This is a genomic window from Lentzea nigeriaca, assembly GCF_016907955.1.
In the GTDB taxonomy this organism is placed as follows: Bacteria; Actinomycetota; Actinomycetes; order Mycobacteriales; family Pseudonocardiaceae; genus Lentzea; species Lentzea nigeriaca.
The window spans coordinates 13,735-34,059 of sequence record NZ_JAFBCX010000016.1; the positions used below are offsets into that span (position 1 = coordinate 13,735).

Genomic DNA, 20,325 nt, shown 5'->3' on the forward strand with positions numbered 1-20,325 from the left:
CCGACCTCTGCCGTGCCCGGACCTTTTTCTACTCGGAGTTTCTCTTGATCACCGCAACCGACATGGAGTTGCGCGCGGGCTCACGCATTCTCGTGAGCGGCGCCAACCTGCGCGTTCAGCCCGGCGACCGCATCGGCCTCGTCGGCCGCAACGGTGCCGGCAAGACCACCTCGCTGCGCGTCCTCGCGGGTGAGGGCCAGCCCTACGGCGGTTCCGTCACGCGCAAGGGCGAGCTCGGCTACCTGCCGCAGGACCCGCGCGAGGGCGACCTGTCCGTCATCGCGAAGGACCGCGTGCTGTCCGCGCGCGGCCTCGACCAGCTGCTCCGCGACATGGAGAAGGCCCAGTCGAAGATGGCGGAGCTGGTCGACGCCGACGAGCTCGCGGCCGCCGTCACCAAGTACGGCAAGCTCGAGGAGCGCTTCGCCGCGCTCGGTGGCTACGCCGCCGAGTCCGAGGCCGCCCGCATCTGCTCGAACCTCGGTCTGCCGGACCGCGTGCTGGAGCAGCAGCTCAAGACGCTCTCGGGTGGTCAGCGCCGTCGTGTTGAGCTGGCGCGGATCCTGTTCGCCGCGTCCGAGGCCGGTATCGGCGCGAAGTCGAGCACGATCCTGCTGATCGACGAGCCCACGAACCACCTCGACGCCGACTCGATCATGTGGCTGCGGGGCTTCCTCAAGTCGCACGACGGCGGTCTCGTCGTGATCTCGCACGACGTCGAGCTGCTCGACGACGTGGTGAACAAGGTGTGGTTCCTCGACGCGATCCGCGGCGAGGTCGACATCTACAACCTCGGCTGGAAGAAGTACCTCGAAGCCCGTGCGACGGACGAGAAGCGCCGTCGCCGTGAGCGCGCCAACGCCGAGAAGAAGGCCGGCGCGCTGATGACGCAGGCCGCCAAGATGGGCGCGAAGGCCACGAAGGCCGTTGCGGCGCAGAACATGGCGAAGCGCGCGCAGAAGCTGCTCGACGGCCTCGACGAGGTGCGCCAGAGCGACAAGGTCGCGAAGATCAGCTTCCCGTCGCCGGCTCCGTGCGGCAAAACTCCTTTGACCGCAGAGGGATTGAGCAAGTCCTACGGTTCGCTGGAGATCTTCACCGGTGTGGACCTCGCGATCGACAGGGGTTCCCGGGTCGTCGTGCTGGGGTTGAACGGTGCCGGCAAGACGACGCTGCTGCGGTTGCTCGGTGGTTCCGAGAAGGCCGACGCGGGTTCGGTCGTGCCCGGCCACGGACTGAAGATCGGCTACTTCGCGCAGGAGCACGAGACGCTCGACCACGGCGCGTCGGTGTGGGAGAACATCCGGCACATGGCGCCGGACGAGCAGGAGCAGCGGCTGCGGTCGTTGCTCGGCACGTTCCTGTTCTCCGGCGAGCAGCTCGACCAGCCCGCCGGCACGTTGTCCGGCGGCGAGAAGACACGCCTGGCTCTCGCGGGTCTGGTGTCGTCGGCCGCGAACGTGCTGCTGCTCGACGAGCCCACCAACAACCTCGACCCGGCTTCGCGCGAGCAGGTGCTCGACGCGCTGCGGCGCTACGAGGGCGCGGTCGTGCTCGTGACGCACGATCCGGGTGCGGTCGAGGCGCTCGAGCCGGAGCGCGTGATCCTGCTGCCGGACGGCACTGAGGATCACTGGTCGGAGGACTACCTCGAACTCGTGCAGTTGGCGTGATCTCCACCCGTCAAAGGACTACCGAGCGCACCCTGTGATCAACTGAGTGTGATCGAATTGACCGTTCGGCGATCTCTTTGCTTGATCACCTGGCGTTCTGCCGGTTCCTGTTCGATCATTGCGACGACAGGGGCCGTCGAACGGCCCGACCTGCTCGTACGGAAGGCGGGACAAGGTGGCTGACCTGAAGAAGGGTGCCCGGATCACCGGCGCCACGCGGGACAAGCTGGCCGCTGACCTGAAGAAGAAGTACGAAAAGGGCGCGAGCATCCGTGCTTTGGCCGAAAGCACCGGACGTTCCTACGGCTTCGTGCACCGGGTTCTGTCGGAATCCGGCGTCACGCTGCGCGGTCGCGGTGGCGCCACCCGGACGAAGAAGAAGTAGCCACAACCCAGACTGCTACTCTCCGGTAACTAGCTTCTAGTGCGCCGGAGGTAATGACCATGCCAGTGCCCGCTATCGACGCTGGCGTGCTCGAGCGCGGTGGCGTTCGGCTCGCGATTTCCGGGCCGCTCGCCACGATCACGCTCGATCGTCCCGACGTGCTCAACGCGCAGACGCCCGCCACCTGGCAGGCGTTGCGGCACATCGGTGAACAGCTGGACCCGGACGTCCGCGTCGTGGTCGTCCGGGGTTCCGGTCGCGCCTTCTCGGCAGGACTGGACCGGCGCATGTTCACCGGTGAGCCTGTCGACGGCGAACCCGGTGGTCTCGGGGCGTTGTTGTCCGTGCCCGCTGCGGAGGCGGACGCGAAGATCGCCTCGTACCAGGCCGCGTTCACCTGGTTGAGTGACCCGGCACGCGTGACGATCGCCGCGGTGCAGGGGCATGCCATCGGCGCGGGTTTCCAGTTGGCGCTGGCGTGCGACTTCCGCGTGCTCACCGAGGACGCACAGTTCTGCATGGCCGAGACCGGGCTGGGCTTGGTGCCCGATCTCGGCGGAACGCTGCCCTTGGTGCGTCTCGTGGGGTACTCGCGCGCGGCCGAGATGTGCGTGACCTCCCGCCGGGTTCCGGCCGCGGAGGCGCTGCAGATCGGCCTCGCGAACTCCGTCGTGCCCGCGGACGGGCTGGACGCGGCGGTCGAGGCGCTGGTGGCCGCCGTCCTGAAGCCGGTGGCGGGCGCTGTCACGGAGACGCTCGGGCTCATCGCGTCGGCGGCGTCCGGTGTGTCGTACCAGGACCAGCTGGCGCTGGAGCGTGCCGCGCAGCTGCGCCGGCTGCAGTCGTTCGCCGCTCTGTCCGCTCAAAGCTGAACTCGAGCGCTGCGCTAGCCGCACTTCGAGGAATTGTCAGACCCGTGTGCTGTTCTATTCAACGTGGACGGCTACAGCTCTTGGCGATTCATGATGGGGGTGACCTCGGACGCGCCTTCTAAGGTGCGCCGAGGCACCTTCCGGCGCGTACTGGCCTTCGCCCGGCCGCACCGGGCGAAGCTCTTCGTCTTCCTGCTCCTGACGGTGATCTCGTCGGTGCTCGCGGTGACGACACCGCTGCTCGCCGGTCGCGTGGTCGACGCGATCGTCGGCGGCTCCACGCCCTCGGTCGTGGTCTGGCTGGCCCTGCTGATCGCTCTGGTCGCGCTGGTCGACGCAGGCTTGGGCGTCGTGGAGCGGTGGCAGTCCACGCGCATCGGTGAAGGCCTGATCTACGACCTCCGCCGCGCCGTGTTCGGCCACGTGCAGAAGATGCCCGTCGCGTTCTTCACCCGCACCCGCACCGGCGCGCTGGTGTCGCGGCTGAACAACGACGTGATCGGCGCTCAACGGGCCTTCACCTCCACGCTGTCCGGCTTCGTCACGAACATCATCCAGCTCGCGCTGTCGCTGGGCGTCATGTTCACGCTGTCGTGGCAGGTCACGGCTTTGGCACTGGTGCTGCTGCCGGTGTTCGTGCTGCCAGCCAAGCGGATGGGGCGGCGGATGGCGGACATGCAGCGGGAGGCTTCCGCGTTGAACGCCTCGATGGTCACGCAGTCGACCGAGCGGTTCTCGGCGCCCGGTGCGACGCTGGTCAAGCTGTTCGGGCGGCCGGACCGCGAGGAAGCCGAGTTCTCCGACAAGGCCGCGAAGGTGCGCGACATCGGCATCCGGACCGCCATGGCCACGCGGTGGTTCATGACCGGGCTGACGCTCGTGTCCGCGCTGGCGCAGGCTCTGGTGTACGGGCTGGGCGGGTACCTGGCGCTGACCGGGCACCTGGCTGCCGGCACCGTGGTTTCGCTCGCGTTGCTGCTGACCCGGCTGTACGCGCCGTTGACCGCCTTGGCGAACGCTCGGGTTGACGTGATGACGGCGCTGGTGTCGTTCGAGCGGGTGTTCGAGGTGCTGGATCTGGAGCCGATGATCCAGGAGCGGGAGAAACCGCGGTCAGTGCCGGACGGGGCGGTGTCGGTCGAGTTCGACTCCGTCCGGTTCGCCTACCCGTCTGCGGAGAAGGTGTCACTGGCCTCGTTGGAGTCTGTGGCCACTTTGGACACTCGTGGTGGTGAGGAAGTGTTGCACGGGATCAGCTTCCGGGCTGAGGCCGGGCAGCTGGTTGCCGTCGTCGGGTCGTCCGGGGCCGGGAAGTCGACGCTGGCCTCGTTGGTGCCTCGGTTGTACGACGTGGATTCCGGGGCTGTGCGACTGTCCGATGTAGACGTTCGTGATCTGTCGTTCGACTCGTTGCGGTCCACTGTCGGGGTGGTCACCCAGGACGGGCACCTGTTCCACGACACCATCCGGGCCAACCTCGAGTATGCGGCGCCCGGAGCCTCGGACGACGAGTTGTGGGACTCGTTGCGGCGGGCTCGGTTGCTGGATCTGGTGGCCTCGCTGCCTGATCAGCTCGACACTGTCGTCGGGGAGCGGGGATATCGGCTGTCTGGCGGGGAGAGGCAGCGGTTGACCATCGCTCGGTTGTTGCTGGCTCGGCCTCGGGTTGTGATTCTGGATGAGGCCACCGCGCATTTGGACTCCGAGTCTGAGGCTGCTGTGCAGGAGGCGTTGACTGAGGCGTTGGAGGGGCGGACGGCGCTCGTCATCGCGCACCGGTTGTCGACCATTCGGGCTGCTGACCAGATCTTGGTGCTGGAGGGCGGGGAGATTGTCGAGCGTGGGACCCATGCTTCGTTGATGGAGGCTGGGGGGCGGTATGCGGATCTTTACAACACGCAGTTCGCTGAGCCGCCTGTGGTTTCTGTGGTTTCTACGCCGAAGCTCAGTGCTGTCGAGGTTTCGCATCGGTACTGAGGTGGGTTGATTCCTTGGGCGCGTGGGGTCCGTAGGTCGTCCCCCCGGTTTGCGTCGGCGGGTTCCGGTTCGTCGTCCGTAGGTTGGTTGCGTTGGGTGCTTCCGTGCCGGTTGGTTTCTGGGGTTCCGCCCCAGACCCCGCCAATTTGATCAAAGACCCGGACGCGCGTTGAGGCACGCCTGGTGCGTTGGGCGGCCTGCGGTTGCGTGGGTGGTTGCGGTTCCTGGTGGGGCGGGACCCACCCCACCAGGCCCGGTACGCCAAGGACTTCTCGGCTCCGCCTTCGCTTGCCTCGCCTTCGGCTTCGGGACGGCTCGCCTCGGCCTTGCCGCTCGGCTTCCCCTTCGCGAGAGATCTGGGGTGGCTGGGGCGTGCCGTGTGCCGCGTGCCGCGTGCCGCAGCTATCTCTTGGGATGTGACAGTGAGAGTGATGCCGGCAGGCAGCCGCGCTTCGATCATGAAGATCGCGCTCTCATGGCTGCCAACTGCACGGTTGGCAGCAGTTGGGGTGATCAGTCAAGACGTTTGCGTCAGCATTTCTCTACCGCCATCTCGGCAGCGACGTGCGTGAGAGCGCGACCATCCGGGCTTTCGGTGACGAGCACCAGACCGCCCACCCCCCCTGCCCGACTCAACGGAGCACAACCAAGCCGCGACGCTCTACTAGTAGACCGTCGCCTCTAACCTTTGGTATGGGCCGGTCGTCCGCGTGTCGCGCGGCGTGTCGGCGATGTGATCGTGAGTTGGCGGTAGGTGGCGTGATCAGCAAACGTTTGCCTCGGCTCGCAACTACAACCAACTCAAGATCGCGGACCACACAACTAAGCCGCGACGCTCTACTAGCCCTTCAGGAAGGTTGCCGTGGCCGTTAGGGCGCTTTGGCTTGAGCCTGCGTTCTCCACGAACACCGCGAAGGCCATGTTGCCCTGGTAGCCCACGAACCAGCCGTGGGCCGTGCCGCCGCCTGCCTCTGCCGTGCCGGTCTTGCCCGCCAGGTTCGGGATGCCGGAGAGTTGCTTGGCTGTTCCCGAGGTGACCACCTCGCGCATCATCGCGCGGAGTGGGCCCAGTACGGCTTGCGGTGGGGCGGGTGCCACGTCGTTGGCTGTTGGTGGCTTGCCTCGCATGAGGGTGGGCGTTGGGGTTCTGCCGGAGACCACCGTCGCGGCTACCAGGGCCATGCCGAACGGGCTGGCTACCACGTTGCCCTGGCCGAAGCTGTTTTCCACCTGTTGGTCGCCGGAGGCCGGTGGGACCTTGCCGGTGTTGGTGTCGGCGCCCGCGATGGTCCAGTCGGCGCCCAGGCCGAAGCGTTTGGCCATGTCCGGGAGGGCGTTTGGCTGGAGTTTCGAGCCCAGGTCGCCGAACGTCGTGTTGCAGGACAGGGCGAAGGCCGTGTGGAAGGGCAAGGAGTCGTGGCCGAAGCCCGCGTTGTTGATGCGGCGGGTGCCGATGGTGGCGGTGGCCGGGCAGGGGACGGCTGTGTCGGCTTGGACCAGGCCCGCGTTCATGGCGGCCGCCGCGGTCACGACTTTCAGGGTTGAGCCTGGGGCGTAGCGGCCCACGAACGGGTTGGTGCCGGACAGTGCCTTGTTCTGGGCCACAGCCAGGATTTCGCTCGTCGAGGGCTCGATGGCCACGATGGCTGCGCCTTGTGGGAGGGCGTCCACTGCGGCTTGGGCCGCTGCCTGGCGGGCCGGGTCGATGGTGACGGTGATCTTTTCGCCCGACTCCGGCTTCTTGCCGTCCAGCGCGGTGAAGGTGGCGCCGGTGGTGATGCCTACTTCCCAGCCGTCGGTGCCCTTGACGTCGCCCACCTGGCCGGTGATGGCCTGGTAGATGCCGTTCGGGATGGTGCCCGCTACCAGGGGCTTGCCGTCGCGGCCCAGGAGTGCGCCGTCGGCCAGGGCCGTGCGGTAGGTCAGGGAGGCGCCGTCGGTCAGCTGCGGGTGGATGATCGTCGGGGTCCAGTGGATCTGCCAGCGGGCACCCGACCTTTGCAGGGGGATCTTGATGTCGTACTTCAGGGAGTTCGAGTTCGGCATCGTCCACGTCACGGAGGCCGGTACTTCTGCCGTGGTGGCGTCGGCGGGCGGTGGCGAGGTGGTGGTCAGGCGGGCTTGGTAGGCGGAGGTGCCCATGCCCGTTCTGGTGGCCCTGATTGCCGTGGTGGCGGCGTCTGAGGCGTCGGTCATGTTGGCCGCCAGGGTGGCGTCCGAGCTGAACAGCGCGCTCACGAAGGACTGGGCCACCTCGGTCGGGAGGTTGGGCCGGCGTTCGGCGGGTTGGCTGGTCGGTGCTTTTCTGGTTTCCGAGCTGACCGGGTCCGGGCTCCAGAGGACGGCGCCTGCCACGCCCAGTGTGGTGGCCGTGGCCAGGGCGCCGCTGATCAGGATCCATCTGCGCGTTTTTGGTTGCACTGGTGTAGTTCCCCCCAGGTAAGTGCTTTCCCCGGTGGGAGACTAACGCGCGGTGGCGCCGAGTCTTTGAGTATTGCTACTCAACCCAGCTGTGGAATGCGGGTTTGGTAGTGCCGCAGGAGGTCGGCGTTGGCCGCGTCGCCGCCTTCGACGTTGGCGCTGCGCCAGAGGGGGAGCTGCACGCCGGTTTCCGCGGCCTTGTCGACCAGGCGGACCATCAGCAGGTTCCAGAGGAACGTGGTGGCGAGGGTCGAGACCGCCGCGGTGATGGGGGCCTGTTCCGGGTAGGTGGAGTCGCCTGGGGGGACGAGGTTGTCCAGGACGACCGTGGCGACCTCGGCGAGGGTGGAGCCTGCTCGGCGTGGGGCCTGGGCGCTGGCGGTGACCGAGGTGACGGCGACTACCGGGCAGCCGGCACCGGCGGCCTCCTGGGCCAGTTCCACCGGGTAGTGGTTGACGCCCGAGGTGGAGAAGACGAAGAGGACGTCGTGCGGGGCCAGGCCCGCTTCGCGGAGGACCTCGGCTGCCAGGCCCGAGCGGCGTTCGGCCGCGGTGCTGCTGATGGCGCCGTGCATCGGGAGCAGTTCCGGGTGGTAGATCGGGCGGACGCAGGCCAGGCCGCCTGCCCGGTAGAAGGTTTCGGCGACCGCCGCCAGGGAGTGGCCCGCGCCTGCGGTGAGGATCGTGCCGTCCGCCTGCACGGCGGCCAGCACGAGCTCGGCCACGTCGTCGAGCGCTGCCGCGTTGTGCTGTTCCACGCGTGTCAGGTGCGTGCGCACGAGGTTGCCGTAGTCGGAGCCGGTCACGGTGTCGGTCGTCATGCGGGTCAGTAGTACCGGATCGGTGGTGACCTCACCAGTAACCCGAGCACCACAAACCTCGATACGGGCGATAACGGGTGTGGTGGCTCTCTGCGGACGGGGGTGGGTTTGATCAGGCGGCACTTCTACTTCTGGGTCGCGCTGGCGGCGGTCTTCACGGCGGCGGGGGCCACGGACATAGCGCTGGCGATCACCAACGCCGTGTTGTGGCCGCTGTGGGTCGCGCTGGCTCAGCTCGTCGTCGCTGGTGGGTGTGCGCGGGCGGCGGTGCGCGCGCGGCCTTAGGCGAGCAGCTCCACGCCCAGGGCGGAGGCGGTGTGGAGGACGGAGTTGCGGTGTCGCTGGGCCACGGCCGGGCCCGCGTCGCGCAGGACCGGGGCGTGGGCGCTGGCCGAGGCGGCGGAGATGTCCAGGCGGCGGGCGAGCTCAGTGGTGGTGCAGCCGCCCGCGATGACCTCCAGGGCGGCGGCCCGGCAGGCCTCCAGCGAGCGTTTGCGGTGCTGGTGACGGTCACGCAGTCGTGATCAACGTGATTCGTCTGAACGGCCGCCGCTACTCCGGCGGCCACTACGCCACGATCGTCGGCTACCGCGCCGGCGGCAACGAGTTCGCCGTGGCCGACCCCGCCTATGCGGGTGGCCGTGGCCTGAGGTCCTCCGGTCGATCGACGTCCGCGCCGTCCGCCACGTCAGCGCACTCGACGTGGCGGACGGTGTTGGCTTTGAGGTAGTCCCGCGCGCCCTGATCACCGGCCGCCGACGCCATCACGCCCGCGAAGTGGCCGGAGCCGATCAGCACCGGGTGGCCCACGACGCCGTCGTAGACCGCGCGCGCCAACGCTTTCGGTTCGGCCAGCTCCATGAGGCGGTGCAGGGCGGCGACGGTGACGCCGGGTGTGTCCACGGGGAGCACCACCACCGCGTCGACGATGCCGACGGCATGCAGGCCGGTGCGCAGCGACGAGCCCATGCCGGACTCCCAGTCCGGGTTGTCGACGGCGGTCACGCCGTCCAAAGAGGCCCTCGCCCGCACCTCGTCCGCTTCGGCGCCGAGCACGACGACCACCGGCTCGCACCCGGCAGCGCGTAACAGCTCGGCCGCCGAATCGACGAAGAGCTTGCCCTGCAACGAAACAAGGGCTTTGGGGGTGCCGAACCGGCGGCCGGCCCCCGCAGCTAGCAGGAGGCCGGCCACGCGCATACCCAGAAGCTACCGCCTCTGGAACTCCTCGTTCATGATGAGGAACGCCCCGATGCCGTGCAGGTCGTTCACCGCCCGCGGTCGCGCGAGGTAGAACGGCAGGTCGCCGACGTTCGTGCCGACGCAGATCTCGGAGATCTCGGTGAGGCCCTGCGCGGTGATCGACACCCGCTCCAGCACCCCGCGGTAGCCGCGCCTGGCCACGATGTCGTACCTGCGCGACACATAACCGCGTTCGACGGCCCGTGAGATGGCCATCGAGTACATGGATGAGCACGAGGTCTCTGTCCAGTTCTGCGGATTGGACCCCTTGTCCACGACCTGGAACCAACGCCCGGTCTCGCGGTCCTGGTGCTTCGCGAGCGCCGCGATGAGCCTGCCGAGGATCGCGATCAGCTTCGGCCGGTCGGGGTGCGTGCGCGGCAGGTCCTCCAGCACGTCGCAGCACGTGATCGCGTACCAGCCCATCGCCCGGCCCCAGAACTCCGGCGACACGCCGGTCACCTTGTCGGCCCACGAGGCCGTGCGCGACTCGTCATAGGCGTGGTGGAACAGGCCGTCCTTGTGCTGCAGGTTCTTGGCGTAGACGAAGAGCTGCCGCAACGCCTCCGCGGTCGCCCAGTCCTTCTCCCCGAACGTGTAGCCGTGCCGCATGATGAACGGCACGACCATGTAGACGCCGTCCGACCAGTTCTGCCAGTCGCGCGTGCCGCCCTCGGCGTGCCAGAAGCCGCCCTCCTTGGTGCGCGAGTAGGTGTTCAGGCGCTCGCGGATCTGCGTCGAGGCCACGCGGTACCGCACGTCGCCGGTCGCGGTGTAGAGCAGCGGCAGCAGCTGGCCCGCGCGCATCGAGTCGAGGTGCGTGAACGTGCGGGTGAACTTCCCGTCCGGCCCGACGAACCGGTCCACCCACGCCTTGATGAAATCGAAGTACTTCTTGTTCTTCGTGCGCTGGAAGACGAGCCACTGGCCCCACAGGTACAGCCCGCGCGTGTAGCCCCAGCCGCCGAGCGTCTCCGGCGTGTACTGCTTCATGGTCGACTCGACGACCTCGACGGACCAGTCGACGCGTTCTTTCGCCGAAGCCGTACCGGTGTTCAGAGCGACGCCACCGGCTAGTGCGGCGCCGCCGAGTCTGACGAAGTCGCGCCTGGACGTGGTCATGCGTGCTCCCTCCAAGGGAATGCCTTGGCGGCGGCACCCACGACCTAACTGACTTAGAACTCCGATGTCTAGCCCTGGTTCTCGGACCTGGCCAGTTGGCAGCCGAGCGCCATGCGTGACCGGGTGCCGAAGCGCTGTTGCAGATGAACCACCACAGGGCGGACGCTGCCGCTGCTCATACCGAGGCGGGTGGCGACCCGATGGTCTGTCGCGCCGTCCGGCAGAAGTCCGATGACTTCGGCTGCCTGATCGACCGGCATCGGGTTCAGCCGAGGTGTTCGAGGAGAAGGGAGCTCACCGCCTCCGGGATCTCCTCGGGAATCCAGTGGCTCACGTCCTCGACCATCTCGAACCGGTACGGCCCCGTGCACCACTTCTCGGTCTCGAACGCGGCCACCGATCCGAACGCGACGTCCTCGGTGCTCCAGACGTACATCGTCTTGACGCTGACCTTGTCCGCGGCGCCCTGCGGCTTGCCCGCGCGGTACCAGTTCAACGCCGCCGTCAGCGCGCCCGGCTCGGTAAGCCGCTGGATGTACTCGTCGACGTGCGACGGCCGGATGCGGTACTCGAACATCTGCCGCAGCGCGTGGGCGTTGTTCTCCAGCATGCGGCGCTCGGTGCTGCGTTCGCGCCAGTCGAGCATGTACTGGGACCGCATCCGCTGCTCCTCGTCGGTCTGCAGCGCGGTCTTCAACGCACCGGGGTGCGGGGTGGAGAAGACGGAGAGCGTGCGGAGCCGGTCCGGGTGGTCGATCGCGGTCCACCACGCGACGGCGCCGCCCCAGTCATGGCCGACGAGGTCGAACTTTCCCCAGCCGAGCGCGTCGGCCATCGCGATCACGTCGCCGACCAGGTGCGTGACCGTGTACTCGCCAGACTGCTCCGGTCGCACGCCGGGGGAGTAGCCGCGCTGATCGGGGGCGACCGCGCGGAAGCCGTTCTGGCCGAGCACCGCGACCTGGTGCTCCCACTCGATGGCGGCCTCCGGGAAGCCGTGCAGCAGCAGGACCGGGCGGCCGTCCTCGGGGCCGGACGCGATGGCGTCGAAGGTGCCTGCCTCGGTCTCGATGCTGAGGTGGTCGATCACAGGTTCGAACCCTACCTGTGTGACCCGGCTCTCAACGGGCGAGCCGAAAGACGTGGCCTCACGAACATCAAGTGTGCATCCGCATGTCGACGTGCTGAAACCGCCGGGCGATACGAATGCCGTCGTGCTCGTGTTGCACGGCGGACGGGAACACGGCACCGAACCCGTCCGGCGCCACAACCTCGCGTACCTGCGGATGGTTCCGCTGGCCCGCGCGCTGCGGGCACCCGGTGTCGAGGTGTGGAACCTGCGCTACCGCGTGCGCGGCTGGAACGCGCCGAGCCTCGATCCGGTCAAGGACGCGCGGTGGGCGCTCGACAAGATCACCGAGATGCATCCGGGCAGGCCCGTCGTGCTCGTCGGGCACTCCATGGGCGGCAGGACCGCGCTGAGGGTCGCAGGGCATCCGAGTGTGGTGGCGGTGTGCGCGCTCGCGCCGTGGATCGTCCCTGGGGACCCGTTCGAGCAGTTGAAGGGCAAGGCGCTGCTCATCGCGCACGGCGACCAGGAGCGAATGACCGATCCGGCGAAGTCGCTGTGGTTCGCCCGCCAGGCGAAGACCGTCACGGACCGGGTGGCGCGGTTCAACGTCGAGGGTGACGGCCACGCGATGCTCAGGCGGGCCCGCGACTGGACGCGGCTCGTCGTCGATTTCGCGCACGGTGAGCTCGGGCTCGAACCGGTGGCGCCGGACATCGCGAATGCCATGCGGGAGGCCTGTCCGCGTGGCCTCGACGTCCCTCTAGGAGGTTCGCGTGGCTGAGGTCGCCGTCATCGGGGCGGGGGTCGCCGGGCTCACTGCCGCCTACGTGCTGCAACGCCGGCACGACGTGACGCTGTTCGAGGCCGACGACAGGCTCGGCGGACACGCGCACACCCACGGCATCGGTGGCGTGGCGGTGGATTCGGGGTTCATCGTCCACAACGAACGGACGTACCCGAACCTGATCAGGCTCTTCCGCGAGCTGGGTGTGTCCACTCAGGACTCCGAGATGTCGATGAGCGTCCGGTGCGACGGCTGCGGGCTCGAGTACGCGGGTGCGAAGAAGCTGCCGGGGTTGTTCGCCCGTCCCGAGAACGCCGTCAACGTGCGGTACGTGCGGATGCTCGGCGAGATCACGCGCTTCTACCGGCACGCCCAGCGCGTCCTCGACCACGAGGAGGCCCACGACGTCACGCTCGGCGCGTTCCTCGCGATCGGCGGCTATTCGCGGTACTTCGTGGACCACTTCATCATCCCGCTGGTCAGCGCGGTGTGGTCGTCGGGTGCGGCGCTGAGCATGCGGTACCCGGCCTGGTACCTGTTCGAGTTCCTCGGCAACCACGGCATGCTCTCGATCGGTGGCACTCCGCAGTGGAAGACCGTCGTCGGCGGCTCGCGCACGTACGTCGACCGCGCGGTGAAGAACCTGCACGCGGTGCACGTCTCCACTCCCATCAGGTCGGTGACGAGGTCCGGCGGCCGCGTGGAGATCCGCGACGACGACAACGTGCTGCACACCGCGGACCAAGTCGTCATCGCCACGCATCCGGACCAGGCGCTCGGCCTGCTCGCCGATCCGACGCACGAGGAGAAGGAGGTGCTCGGCGCGTTCCAGTACTCCCGCAACGAGACCTGGCTGCACACCGACGCCTCGATCCTGCCGCGCACGAGCGGCGCCAAGGCGTCGTGGAACCTCTACAAGCGAGCCTGCCGGGAAGCCGACGACCAGGTGCTCGTCAGCTACCACCTGAACCGGCTGATGCGGCTCGACGAACCGCGCGAGTTCGTCGTCACGCTCAACCCGCACGACGTCGACCCGGCCAGGGTGCTCGCGCGGATGGTCTACGAGCATCCGATCTACACGCCGGAATCCGTTGCGGCGCAACGACGTCTGCCCGAGATCAACTCCCCGTCCACCGCGTACGCCGGTGCGTACCACGGCTGGGGCTTCCACGAGGACGGCTGCGCGTCCGGAGTGCGCGCTGCACGGCATTTCGGGGTCGACTGGTGATCTATGACGTCGTCATCACCCACACCAGGCGCGAGCTGATCGATCGGACGTTCAGCCACCGCGCCTACATGTGGCTCGTGGACCTCGACGAGCTGCCGCGCCTGCCGTGGTGGGTGAAGCCGTTCGCGCGTTTCGAATCCCGCGACCATCTCGGTTCGCCCACGAAGTCCATTCGGGAAAACCTGGAAGAGTGGCTGGCCGATCGCGGGATCGAGCTGGACGGCGGGCAGGTGCTGATGCTCGCCAACGCCCGCGTACTCGGCTACGTCTTCAACCCGCTGTCCGTCTACTGGTGTCACGACGCGTCCGGAGCGCTCGTGTGCGTGGTCGCGGAAGTCCACAACACCTACGGCGGGCGGCATTGTTACCTGCTGCGCACCGACGACCACGGACGGGCGTCGGTGGACAAGGAGTTCTACGTCTCTCCGTTCCTCGAGGTCGACGGCCACTACGTGATGCGGCTGCCGAAACCGGGCGAACAGCTGTCCGTGACCATCGCGTTGCGGCAGAACGGGAAAACGACCTTCAGCGCGACGATGCGGGGCGAGCGCAGCACGGGGCCGCGCATGCTGCTGCGCCGGCCGCTGATGCCCCAGCGCGTCTCCGCGCTGATCCGCCGTCATGGCATCGCCCTGTACCTCAGGCGCCTGCCGATCGTTCCCAGGAGTAGCAGTCAATGAGCACGCTGTCGCTGCCCCGGCCCAACCAGGGCATCTGGCCGGGCCTGTTCACCACGCCGCGCTCGCCGTTGCGCGCGCGGATCGCCGAGTCGTTGTTCCGCAAGGCCGTGCGCACGCTGCCGGTGACCGTCCGGCTGCCCGACGGCAGGACCTGGGGCGCCGGCGGGCCCGTGATGCGCCTGGTGCGGCCCGCCGCGTTCTTCCACCGGCTCGGCGCGGACGCGAAGATCGGCTTCGGCGAGGCGTACATGGTGGGCGACTGGGTGTCCGACGAGCTCGCGGACGTTCTGTCGGCGTTCGCTGCGCGGCTCACCACGCTGATCCCGCCCGGCCTGCAGCGGCTGCGGCGGTGGGTGGACCGGCCGCAGACCGAGGTCAACGACGTCGCCGGGTCGCGGCAGAACATCCACCGGCATTACGACCTGTCCAACGAGCTGTTCGCGGCCTTCCTCGACGAGACGATGACGTACTCGTCCGCGCTGTTCGAGAACCGGGACGTCGACCTGCGCACGGCCCAGCTGCGCAAGATCGACGGCGTCCTCGACTACGCGGGCGTCCGGTCCGGCTCTCGGGTGCTGGAGATCGGCACGGGCTGGGGCGCACTGGCCATCCGGGCGGCCGAGCGAGGCGCCACCGTCACGTCGCTGACGATCTCAGCAGAGCAACGCAGGCTGGCACTGGACCGGGCGAGGGACGCAGGGCTCCACGATCGGGTGACGGTCGAGCTGCGGGACTACCGAGAGGAGCACGGTCAGTACGACGCCGTCGTCAGCGTCGAGATGATCGAGGCAGTCGGTGCCGAATATTGGCCCGCGTACTTCTCGATGCTCGACCGCGTGCTCGCGCCGGGCGGCCGGGTGGGGCTGCAGGCGATCACCATGCCGCACGACCGCATGATCGCCAGCAAGGCCAGCTACACCTGGGTTCACAAGTACATCTTCCCCGGCGGGCTCATCCCGTCGGTTCGCTCGATCGAGGAGTCCGTGCGCGACCACACCCGGCTGCGGATCGTCGAGACGCGGTCGTTCGGGCACGACTACGCCGAGACCCTGAAGCGGTGGCGGCACGCCTTCCTCACTCGTTGGGACGAGGTGAAACAGCTCGGCTTCGACGACACCTTCCGCCGGATGTGGGAGTTCTACCTGGCCTACTCGGAGGCCGGATTCCGCGTCGGGTACCTCGGAGTCCAGCAGTTCGCCATGGCCGAAAGACTGGGCCGTTAGGACCACGTTCTACCTCAATAGGGTGCTGCTTTCCCCGTCCAGCTGGACTTCGTGGTCCTCTTGGAAGCAGGCGGTATCAAACGGCTCGCTGCGTTCTCTTCTTCTGTGGAAGCCCCAGTGTCGCTGTAGTGGAGGAGGTCGCCGGGATGGTCCAACCCACAGCCGTGCGGTCCGGTGGCGGTGTCGCGGTCCTCTCGCCTGTTGAAGACGCAGGGGGCTGGAACCAGCCAACGGTGCCCATGCGCCGTCGGGTGCGCCAGGCACCGGTCTCCAACCAGTGGCTCGTCGAAGCGGAGTTCACCGACCTCGTCGACGCCGCTCTAGACGGAGACAGACGGGCGGTCGAGCATCTGCTCGGCCGGATCCAGCCGTTGATCGTGCGCTACTGCCGAGCCCGTGTCGGAGGCCGCGAGCGCACCCTCGTCTCGGCCGAGGACATCGCGCAGGAGGTCTGCGTGGCGGTGCTCGGCGCGTTGTCCAAGTACCGCTACGAGCCGGGCTCGTTCCTCGCGTTCGTCTACGGCATCGCCGCGCACAAGGTCGCCGACGCTCGTCGCCGCGCCGTCCGCAACCGCGCCGAGGTCGTGCCGGAGCTGCCCGACTGCCCCTCCCTGGAGGACGGCCCGGAGCAGCACGCGGTCAACGGCGAGATGATGGCCCAGGTCACGAGGCTGCTGCACAAGTTACCGGCCCGCCAGCGCGAGATCCTCGTGCTGCGGGTGGCCGCGGGGCTGTCCGCGGAGGAGGTCGCGCTGGCCGTGGAGTCGACGCCGGGTGCGGTGCGGGTCGCACAGCACCGTGCGCTCACGAGGATGCGGGAGATGATCGCCGAGGAGGGCTGACCTCCTGTCACCAGCCGCGAAGGCGTGGCCACGTCGCCTCGACGAGCGGGGCGCCGCTGCTCACGACGTGGTGCGGTCGTGCTGGACGGCGGTGGCGCAGGCGTGTTCAGGCAGGATCCGGAGACGCGTCCCGGTGGGTGGTTCGGGCACCGGCTTGCCGTCCCGTGTTGCCAAGGATGCCGTGTTTCTGGCTTGCCCCGGTCATGAGGAGGTCGGGGCTCAGGTTGGTGACGAGTCCGGGGCGGCACCCTCATGCGCGACGTCGTCTAGCTCGCCACGCCGGTCGGCCCGCTCGACCGGTATCTGCGTCGGCTGATCGAGCTGCGCGACGAGCACATCAAGACTGCCGCGGAAGAGATGTCCCGAGGTCGGTGACCGTTTCCAGCTCATGGTTGTCGGTGTCGGATGGCATGGTTTGTGCATGGCTGATCCGGACTTCGACGTGCTGCTCACCGGCACCGTCTTCCTCGACATCATCTTCACCGGCCTGCCCCGCCCACCGGCCGCGGGGACAGAGGTGTGGGCGGAGGGGCTCGGGTCGTGTCCGGGCGGCATCGCGAACCTCGCGGTGGCGTTGCGCCGGTTGGAGCTCAAGACCGCGCTGGCGGCGGCGTTCGGCGAGGACGCGTACGGCGACTTCTGCTGGGACGTGCTGGCCGAGCAGGAGGGGGTCGACCTCTCTTACTGCCGTCGTTTCTACGGGTGGCACTCGCCGGTGACCGTGTCCATGGCGATGGAGCGCGACCGGTCGATGGTCACCCACGGCCACAAGGCGCCGGTGTGCGCGGACGATCTCCTCGACCCGCCGCCGTTGACGAAGGCGTGCTTCGTGCACATCCAGGCGGAGGACGAGCAGTGGGTGCGCACGGCGAAGGAGAAAGGCGCGCTGCTCTTCGCCGACATCGGCTGGGACCGCACCGGGGCGTGGTCGCCGGAGCTGTTGCGGCGGCTCGAGGGTTACGACGTGTTCCTCCCGAATCACGTGGAGGCGCAGGGCTACACGCGCGCCGACTCGCCGGAGGCCGCGGCGCGCAAGCTCGCCGAGCACGTGCCGGTGGTGGTCGTCACACGAGGGGGAGGCGGCGCGGTCGCGGTCGACAGCTCTACCGGCGAAACCGCGGACGTGCCGGGGCTGAACGTCGCCCAGCTCGACGCGACGGGCGCCGGTGACGTGTTTGGCGCCGGGTTCGTGATGGGCACTCTGGCCGGGTGGCCACTGGAGCACCGGGTGCGGTTCGCCAACCTGTGCGCCGCGCTGTCCGTGCAACATTTCGGCGGTTCGCTGTCGGCACCGGGCTGGGGAGACATCGCGGTCTGGTGGCGGACGGTGAGCAGGCGGCCGGACGAGGAGCTGGCCCGTTACGGGTTCCTCGACGACCTGCTTCCCGACCACGCCGGCGTGGAGGTGCGAAGGGCTAGTCCGACGATCGGCCTGAGGTTGCTCCGGTAGGTTGAAATCAGTCGATCAGCGGACGCAACCTCACGGGCCTCTCGCGCGACTTATAGGTAGAGATCTCTGGGGTGCTCGTTCGGAAGGAGTTGCGGGTTTGTTCGCCGCACGCGCGTCAGGCTTGGTCAAGTTGCTGGGGTTGTGCCTGACGGCGGGTGTCCTCCTCGCCGCGATGGTGTTCCCGTTCGTCGGAGGCCTCGGGCTCGCGTCCAACCGCGCGGCCGACGAGGTCGACAAGACGTCCGGTGATCTCGCCAAGGCGGAGCTGCCGCTCGTCACGACGATCACGGACATGAACGGCGACCCGATCGCCTATCTGTACGACCAGTACCGGATTCCGCTGGCGTCAGCGGACATCTCGGACACGATGAAGCTCGCCATCCTGGCGATCGAGGACAAGCGCTTCTACGACCACCGAGGCGTCGACTGGCAGGGCATCGCCCGTGCCGCCGCCAAGGCCGGTGTGGACGGTGGTGCGACGCAGGGCGCCTCGACGCTCACCCAGCAGTACGTGAAGAACTACATGGCGTTCGTGCTCGGCGCCGACAACGAGCAGGAGGCCTGGGAGAAGGCCACCGAGGCGACGATCGGCCGCAAGATGCGCGAGGCCCGCATCGCCCTGCAGCTCGAGCAGCAGACGTCGAAGGAAGACATCCTCACCGGCTACCTGAACATCGTGCCGCTGGGCAACCAGACCTACGGCGTCGGCGCGGCGGCCAAGGCGTACTTCAACACCACGGCCGACAAGCTGACCGTGCCGCAGGCCGCGCTGCTGGCCGCGATCGCGAACCGCCCGTCGTCGCTGAACCCCGGCGCCTCCCCGGACAAGGCGCTGGAACGCCGCAACATCGTGATCGACAAGATGCGCGAGAACGGCGCGTTCGGCACCGACCAGGCCGAGGCCCAGAAGAAGGCGGAGGAGTTCAAGGCCGCCCCGCTGGGCGTGGTCGACGACCTGCAGATCCTGCCCAAGGGCTGCGTCGGCGCCGGTGACGGCCCGATCTACGGCTTCTTCTGCTCCTACCTGCTCGACTACCTGCGCGAGTCCGGCATCACGAACAAGGAACTGCAGCGCGGCGGCCTCACCATCAGGACGACGATGGACCCGAAGGCCACCAAGGCGGCGAAGCAGGCGGCCGAGCAGCAGGTGCCGAAGACCCAGAACGGCATCTCGAACGTCATGTCCGTCGTCGAACCGGGCAAGGACAAGCACCGCGTCCGCGCCCTGGTCGCCTCCCGCGACTACGGCAACAAGGCCGAACTCGGCCAGGTCGCCCGCCCCGTGCCCGCCGAGGTCCTCCCGTTCGGCCCCGGCTCGGTGAACAAGGTCTTCACCGCCGCCGCGGCCCTCGAAAAGGGTGTCATCGGCATCGACAAGGAGATCCAGGTCCCGGCCACCTACTACTCGAAGGTCTACCCGAACGGCGGCGCGCCGTGGAAGGTGGAGAACGCGGGCAAGTACAACGACAAGATGTCGCTGACCCAGGCCCTCGCCACCTCCCCGAACACGGGCTTCGTGATCCTCCAGGAGAAGACGGGCCTCGACAGCGTCGTGGACATGGCCTACCGCCTGGGGATGCGCGAAACCCTCCAGGGCGTGAACCGCTCGGGCGAGCCCCTGAAGGAAGACAAGTCCAACGGCCCGTCCCAGGGCGACTGGACGAAGCAGAACAACGCGGGCTCCTACACCCTCGGCCCCGGCGCCACCAGCGTCCTGGAACTCGCCAACGTGGCCGCCACCATCGTCTCCGGCGGCACCTGGTGCCCGCCGTCCCCGGTGGAGAAGGTCCTCGACCGCCACGGCAAGGAACTCCCGCTGAAGGAAAAGCCCTGCGAGCAGGCCGTGAACACCGACCTGGCCAACTCCCTGGCCCAGGGCATGTCCCACGACACCGTGGGCTCGGGCACCGCAGCCGCCGCCGCCTCCTCCTCGGGCTGGAACCGCCCCACCATCGCCAAGACCGGCACCACCGAAGAACACAAGTCGGTGGCCTTCCTGGCTGCCACCCCGCAGTACGCGGGCGCCGTCATGACCTACGCCGACGGCAACCACCCCGAGGTGATCTGCGCCAACCCGATCCGGCTCTGCCCAGGCGCCAGCCAGGGCGTCTTCGGTGGCCAGGTTGCGGCCCCCACGTGGTTCAACGCGATGAAGGCCATCCACGAGGGTCTGCCAGTGGCCCCGCTGCCACCAGCCGCGGTCCGCTACAAGTAGGGCCTGACCCATCCCAGGGCCGCCGGACGCCACCGCGTCCGGCGGCTTTTTGCTTTGCCTGGGGGAGGCGCCGACGTTCATGAAGCACCCGCGCGGGCTACGGGCATCGAGCGCGGCGAGGGGTGGAGGGCGCCCGGCATGGCCCGCGCGCCCAGCCTGGGGTGCGTGGCGCGGGTGGTGTGGCGGGTCGGCGGCGCCGGGCACCCCGCGTGGCGATTCGAAGCGAGCCGGACAGTAAAGCGCCAATCGCCTGCGTGCGTGGGCGCGTTGGGGCGGTCGGGTTGCGGAATTATCGCTGCTCAGCGGGCTATTGCCAAC

Annotated in this window: 20 protein-coding genes and 1 pseudogene; 14 read left to right on the plus strand and 7 right to left on the minus strand. The window is 68.4% G+C overall.

Annotated features, from left to right (window positions below; genetic code table 11):
- The first annotated feature begins 44 nt into the window (after nucleotides 1-44).
- The 4 genes from JOD27_RS36120 to JOD27_RS36135 all read left to right on the plus strand — a co-directional run bounded on the left by JOD27_RS36120 (nucleotide 45) and on the right by JOD27_RS36135 (nucleotide 4,907).
- On the plus strand, nucleotides 45-1,673 hold the full coding sequence (locus JOD27_RS36120; RefSeq protein WP_204766836.1) for an ABC-F family ATP-binding cassette domain-containing protein: 1,629 nt from the start codon (nucleotides 45-47) through the stop codon (nucleotides 1,671-1,673).
- Nucleotides 1,674-1,848: 175 nt separating this feature from the next.
- Nucleotides 1,849-2,058, plus strand: coding sequence for a helix-turn-helix domain-containing protein (locus JOD27_RS36125; RefSeq protein WP_030473247.1), 210 nt, complete (start codon nucleotides 1,849-1,851; stop codon nucleotides 2,056-2,058).
- Between the two features lie 59 nt (nucleotides 2,059-2,117).
- Nucleotides 2,118-2,930, plus strand: a complete 813-nt coding sequence (locus JOD27_RS36130) for an enoyl-CoA hydratase/isomerase family protein (RefSeq protein WP_204766837.1) — start codon at nucleotides 2,118-2,120, stop codon at nucleotides 2,928-2,930.
- Between the two features lie 90 nt (nucleotides 2,931-3,020).
- Nucleotides 3,021-4,907: an ABC transporter ATP-binding protein gene (locus JOD27_RS36135; RefSeq protein WP_204766838.1), complete on the plus strand. Its 1,887-nt coding sequence runs from the start codon at nucleotides 3,021-3,023 to the stop codon at nucleotides 4,905-4,907.
- Nucleotides 4,908-5,747: 840 nt separating this feature from the next.
- On the opposite strand, the gene JOD27_RS36140 is transcribed toward JOD27_RS36135, so the two are convergent.
- Both JOD27_RS36140 and JOD27_RS36145 read right to left on the minus strand, forming a co-directional pair.
- Entirely contained in the window at nucleotides 5,748-7,328 is a 1,581-nt protein-coding gene (locus JOD27_RS36140) for a penicillin-binding transpeptidase domain-containing protein (RefSeq protein ID WP_307830530.1), read from the minus strand.
- 80 nt (nucleotides 7,329-7,408) lie between these two features.
- The gene (locus JOD27_RS36145) at nucleotides 7,409-8,149 is read right to left on the minus strand and encodes an SIS domain-containing protein (RefSeq protein WP_204766840.1); all 741 of its coding nucleotides are present in this window, start codon (nucleotides 8,147-8,149) and stop codon (nucleotides 7,409-7,411) included.
- A gap of 102 nt (nucleotides 8,150-8,251) precedes the next feature.
- Between JOD27_RS36145 and JOD27_RS36150 the strand changes: the two genes are divergently transcribed.
- The 3 genes and pseudogenes from JOD27_RS36150 to JOD27_RS47425 all read left to right on the plus strand — a co-directional run.
- Complete coding sequence (locus JOD27_RS36150) at nucleotides 8,252-8,434, plus strand: hypothetical protein (protein WP_204766841.1); 183 nt, start codon at nucleotides 8,252-8,254, stop codon at nucleotides 8,432-8,434.
- Between the two features lie 32 nt (nucleotides 8,435-8,466).
- On the plus strand, nucleotides 8,467-8,673 hold the full coding sequence (locus JOD27_RS36155) for a hypothetical protein (protein WP_204766842.1): 207 nt from the start codon (nucleotides 8,467-8,469) through the stop codon (nucleotides 8,671-8,673).
- Between the two features lie 5 nt (nucleotides 8,674-8,678).
- Nucleotides 8,679-8,729, plus strand: a pseudogene (locus JOD27_RS47425) (hypothetical protein); the annotation flags it as partial.
- A 47-nt stretch (nucleotides 8,730-8,776) separates the two neighbouring features.
- On the opposite strand, the gene JOD27_RS36160 reads toward JOD27_RS47425, so the two are convergent.
- The 4 genes from JOD27_RS36160 to JOD27_RS36175 form a co-directional block, all read right to left on the minus strand.
- A complete protein-coding gene (locus JOD27_RS36160; protein WP_204766843.1) occupies nucleotides 8,777-9,349 on the minus strand; it encodes a nucleotidyltransferase family protein in 573 nt (190 codons plus the stop codon).
- 9 nt (nucleotides 9,350-9,358) lie between these two features.
- Nucleotides 9,359-10,513, minus strand: a complete 1,155-nt coding sequence (locus JOD27_RS36165; protein ID WP_204766844.1) for a glycoside hydrolase family 88/105 protein — start codon at nucleotides 10,511-10,513, stop codon at nucleotides 9,359-9,361.
- 68 nt (nucleotides 10,514-10,581) lie between these two features.
- Complete coding sequence (locus JOD27_RS36170; RefSeq protein WP_204766845.1) at nucleotides 10,582-10,773, minus strand: helix-turn-helix domain-containing protein; 192 nt, start codon at nucleotides 10,771-10,773, stop codon at nucleotides 10,582-10,584.
- A gap of 5 nt (nucleotides 10,774-10,778) precedes the next feature.
- A complete protein-coding gene (locus JOD27_RS36175; protein ID WP_204766846.1) occupies nucleotides 10,779-11,603 on the minus strand; it encodes an alpha/beta fold hydrolase in 825 nt (274 codons plus the stop codon).
- 124 nt (nucleotides 11,604-11,727) lie between these two features.
- On the opposite strand from JOD27_RS36175, the gene JOD27_RS36180 reads away from it, so the two are divergent.
- From JOD27_RS36180 to shbA, 5 genes are all read left to right on the plus strand, one after another.
- The gene (locus tag JOD27_RS36180; RefSeq protein WP_307830531.1) at nucleotides 11,728-12,366 is read left to right on the plus strand and encodes an alpha/beta hydrolase; all 639 of its coding nucleotides are present in this window, start codon (nucleotides 11,728-11,730) and stop codon (nucleotides 12,364-12,366) included.
- Nucleotides 12,359-13,597, plus strand: coding sequence for an NAD(P)/FAD-dependent oxidoreductase (locus tag JOD27_RS36185; RefSeq protein ID WP_204766848.1), 1,239 nt, complete (start codon nucleotides 12,359-12,361; stop codon nucleotides 13,595-13,597). Before JOD27_RS36180 ends, JOD27_RS36185 begins: the two co-directional genes overlap by 8 nt.
- The gene (locus JOD27_RS36190; protein ID WP_307830532.1) at nucleotides 13,594-14,277 is read left to right on the plus strand and encodes a DUF1365 domain-containing protein; all 684 of its coding nucleotides are present in this window, start codon (nucleotides 13,594-13,596) and stop codon (nucleotides 14,275-14,277) included. Before JOD27_RS36185 ends, JOD27_RS36190 begins: the two co-directional genes overlap by 4 nt.
- Nucleotides 14,274-15,500 carry an SAM-dependent methyltransferase gene (locus tag JOD27_RS36195; RefSeq protein ID WP_204766849.1) on the plus strand — a complete coding sequence of 409 codons (1,227 nt, stop codon included), beginning with the start codon at nucleotides 14,274-14,276 and terminating at the stop codon, nucleotides 15,498-15,500. Before JOD27_RS36190 ends, JOD27_RS36195 begins: the two co-directional genes overlap by 4 nt.
- Nucleotides 15,501-15,646: 146 nt before the next feature.
- Nucleotides 15,647-16,342, plus strand: a complete 696-nt coding sequence (shbA, locus tag JOD27_RS36200) for an RNA polymerase sigma factor ShbA (protein ID WP_204766850.1) — start codon at nucleotides 15,647-15,649, stop codon at nucleotides 16,340-16,342.
- Nucleotides 16,343-16,402: 60 nt separating this feature from the next.
- On the opposite strand, the gene JOD27_RS47300 is transcribed toward shbA, so the two are convergent.
- Complete coding sequence (locus JOD27_RS47300; RefSeq protein WP_372441785.1) at nucleotides 16,403-16,492, minus strand: hypothetical protein; 90 nt, start codon at nucleotides 16,490-16,492, stop codon at nucleotides 16,403-16,405.
- A gap of 271 nt (nucleotides 16,493-16,763) precedes the next feature.
- On the opposite strand from JOD27_RS47300, the gene JOD27_RS36210 reads away from it, so the two are divergent.
- The gene (locus JOD27_RS36210) at nucleotides 16,764-17,792 is read left to right on the plus strand and encodes a carbohydrate kinase family protein (RefSeq protein WP_239570563.1); all 1,029 of its coding nucleotides are present in this window, start codon (nucleotides 16,764-16,766) and stop codon (nucleotides 17,790-17,792) included.
- A 97-nt stretch (nucleotides 17,793-17,889) separates the two neighbouring features.
- Nucleotides 17,890-20,007, plus strand: coding sequence for a transglycosylase domain-containing protein (locus JOD27_RS36215; RefSeq protein WP_239570566.1), 2,118 nt, complete (start codon nucleotides 17,890-17,892; stop codon nucleotides 20,005-20,007).
- The last annotated feature ends 318 nt before the right edge of the window (nucleotides 20,008-20,325 follow it).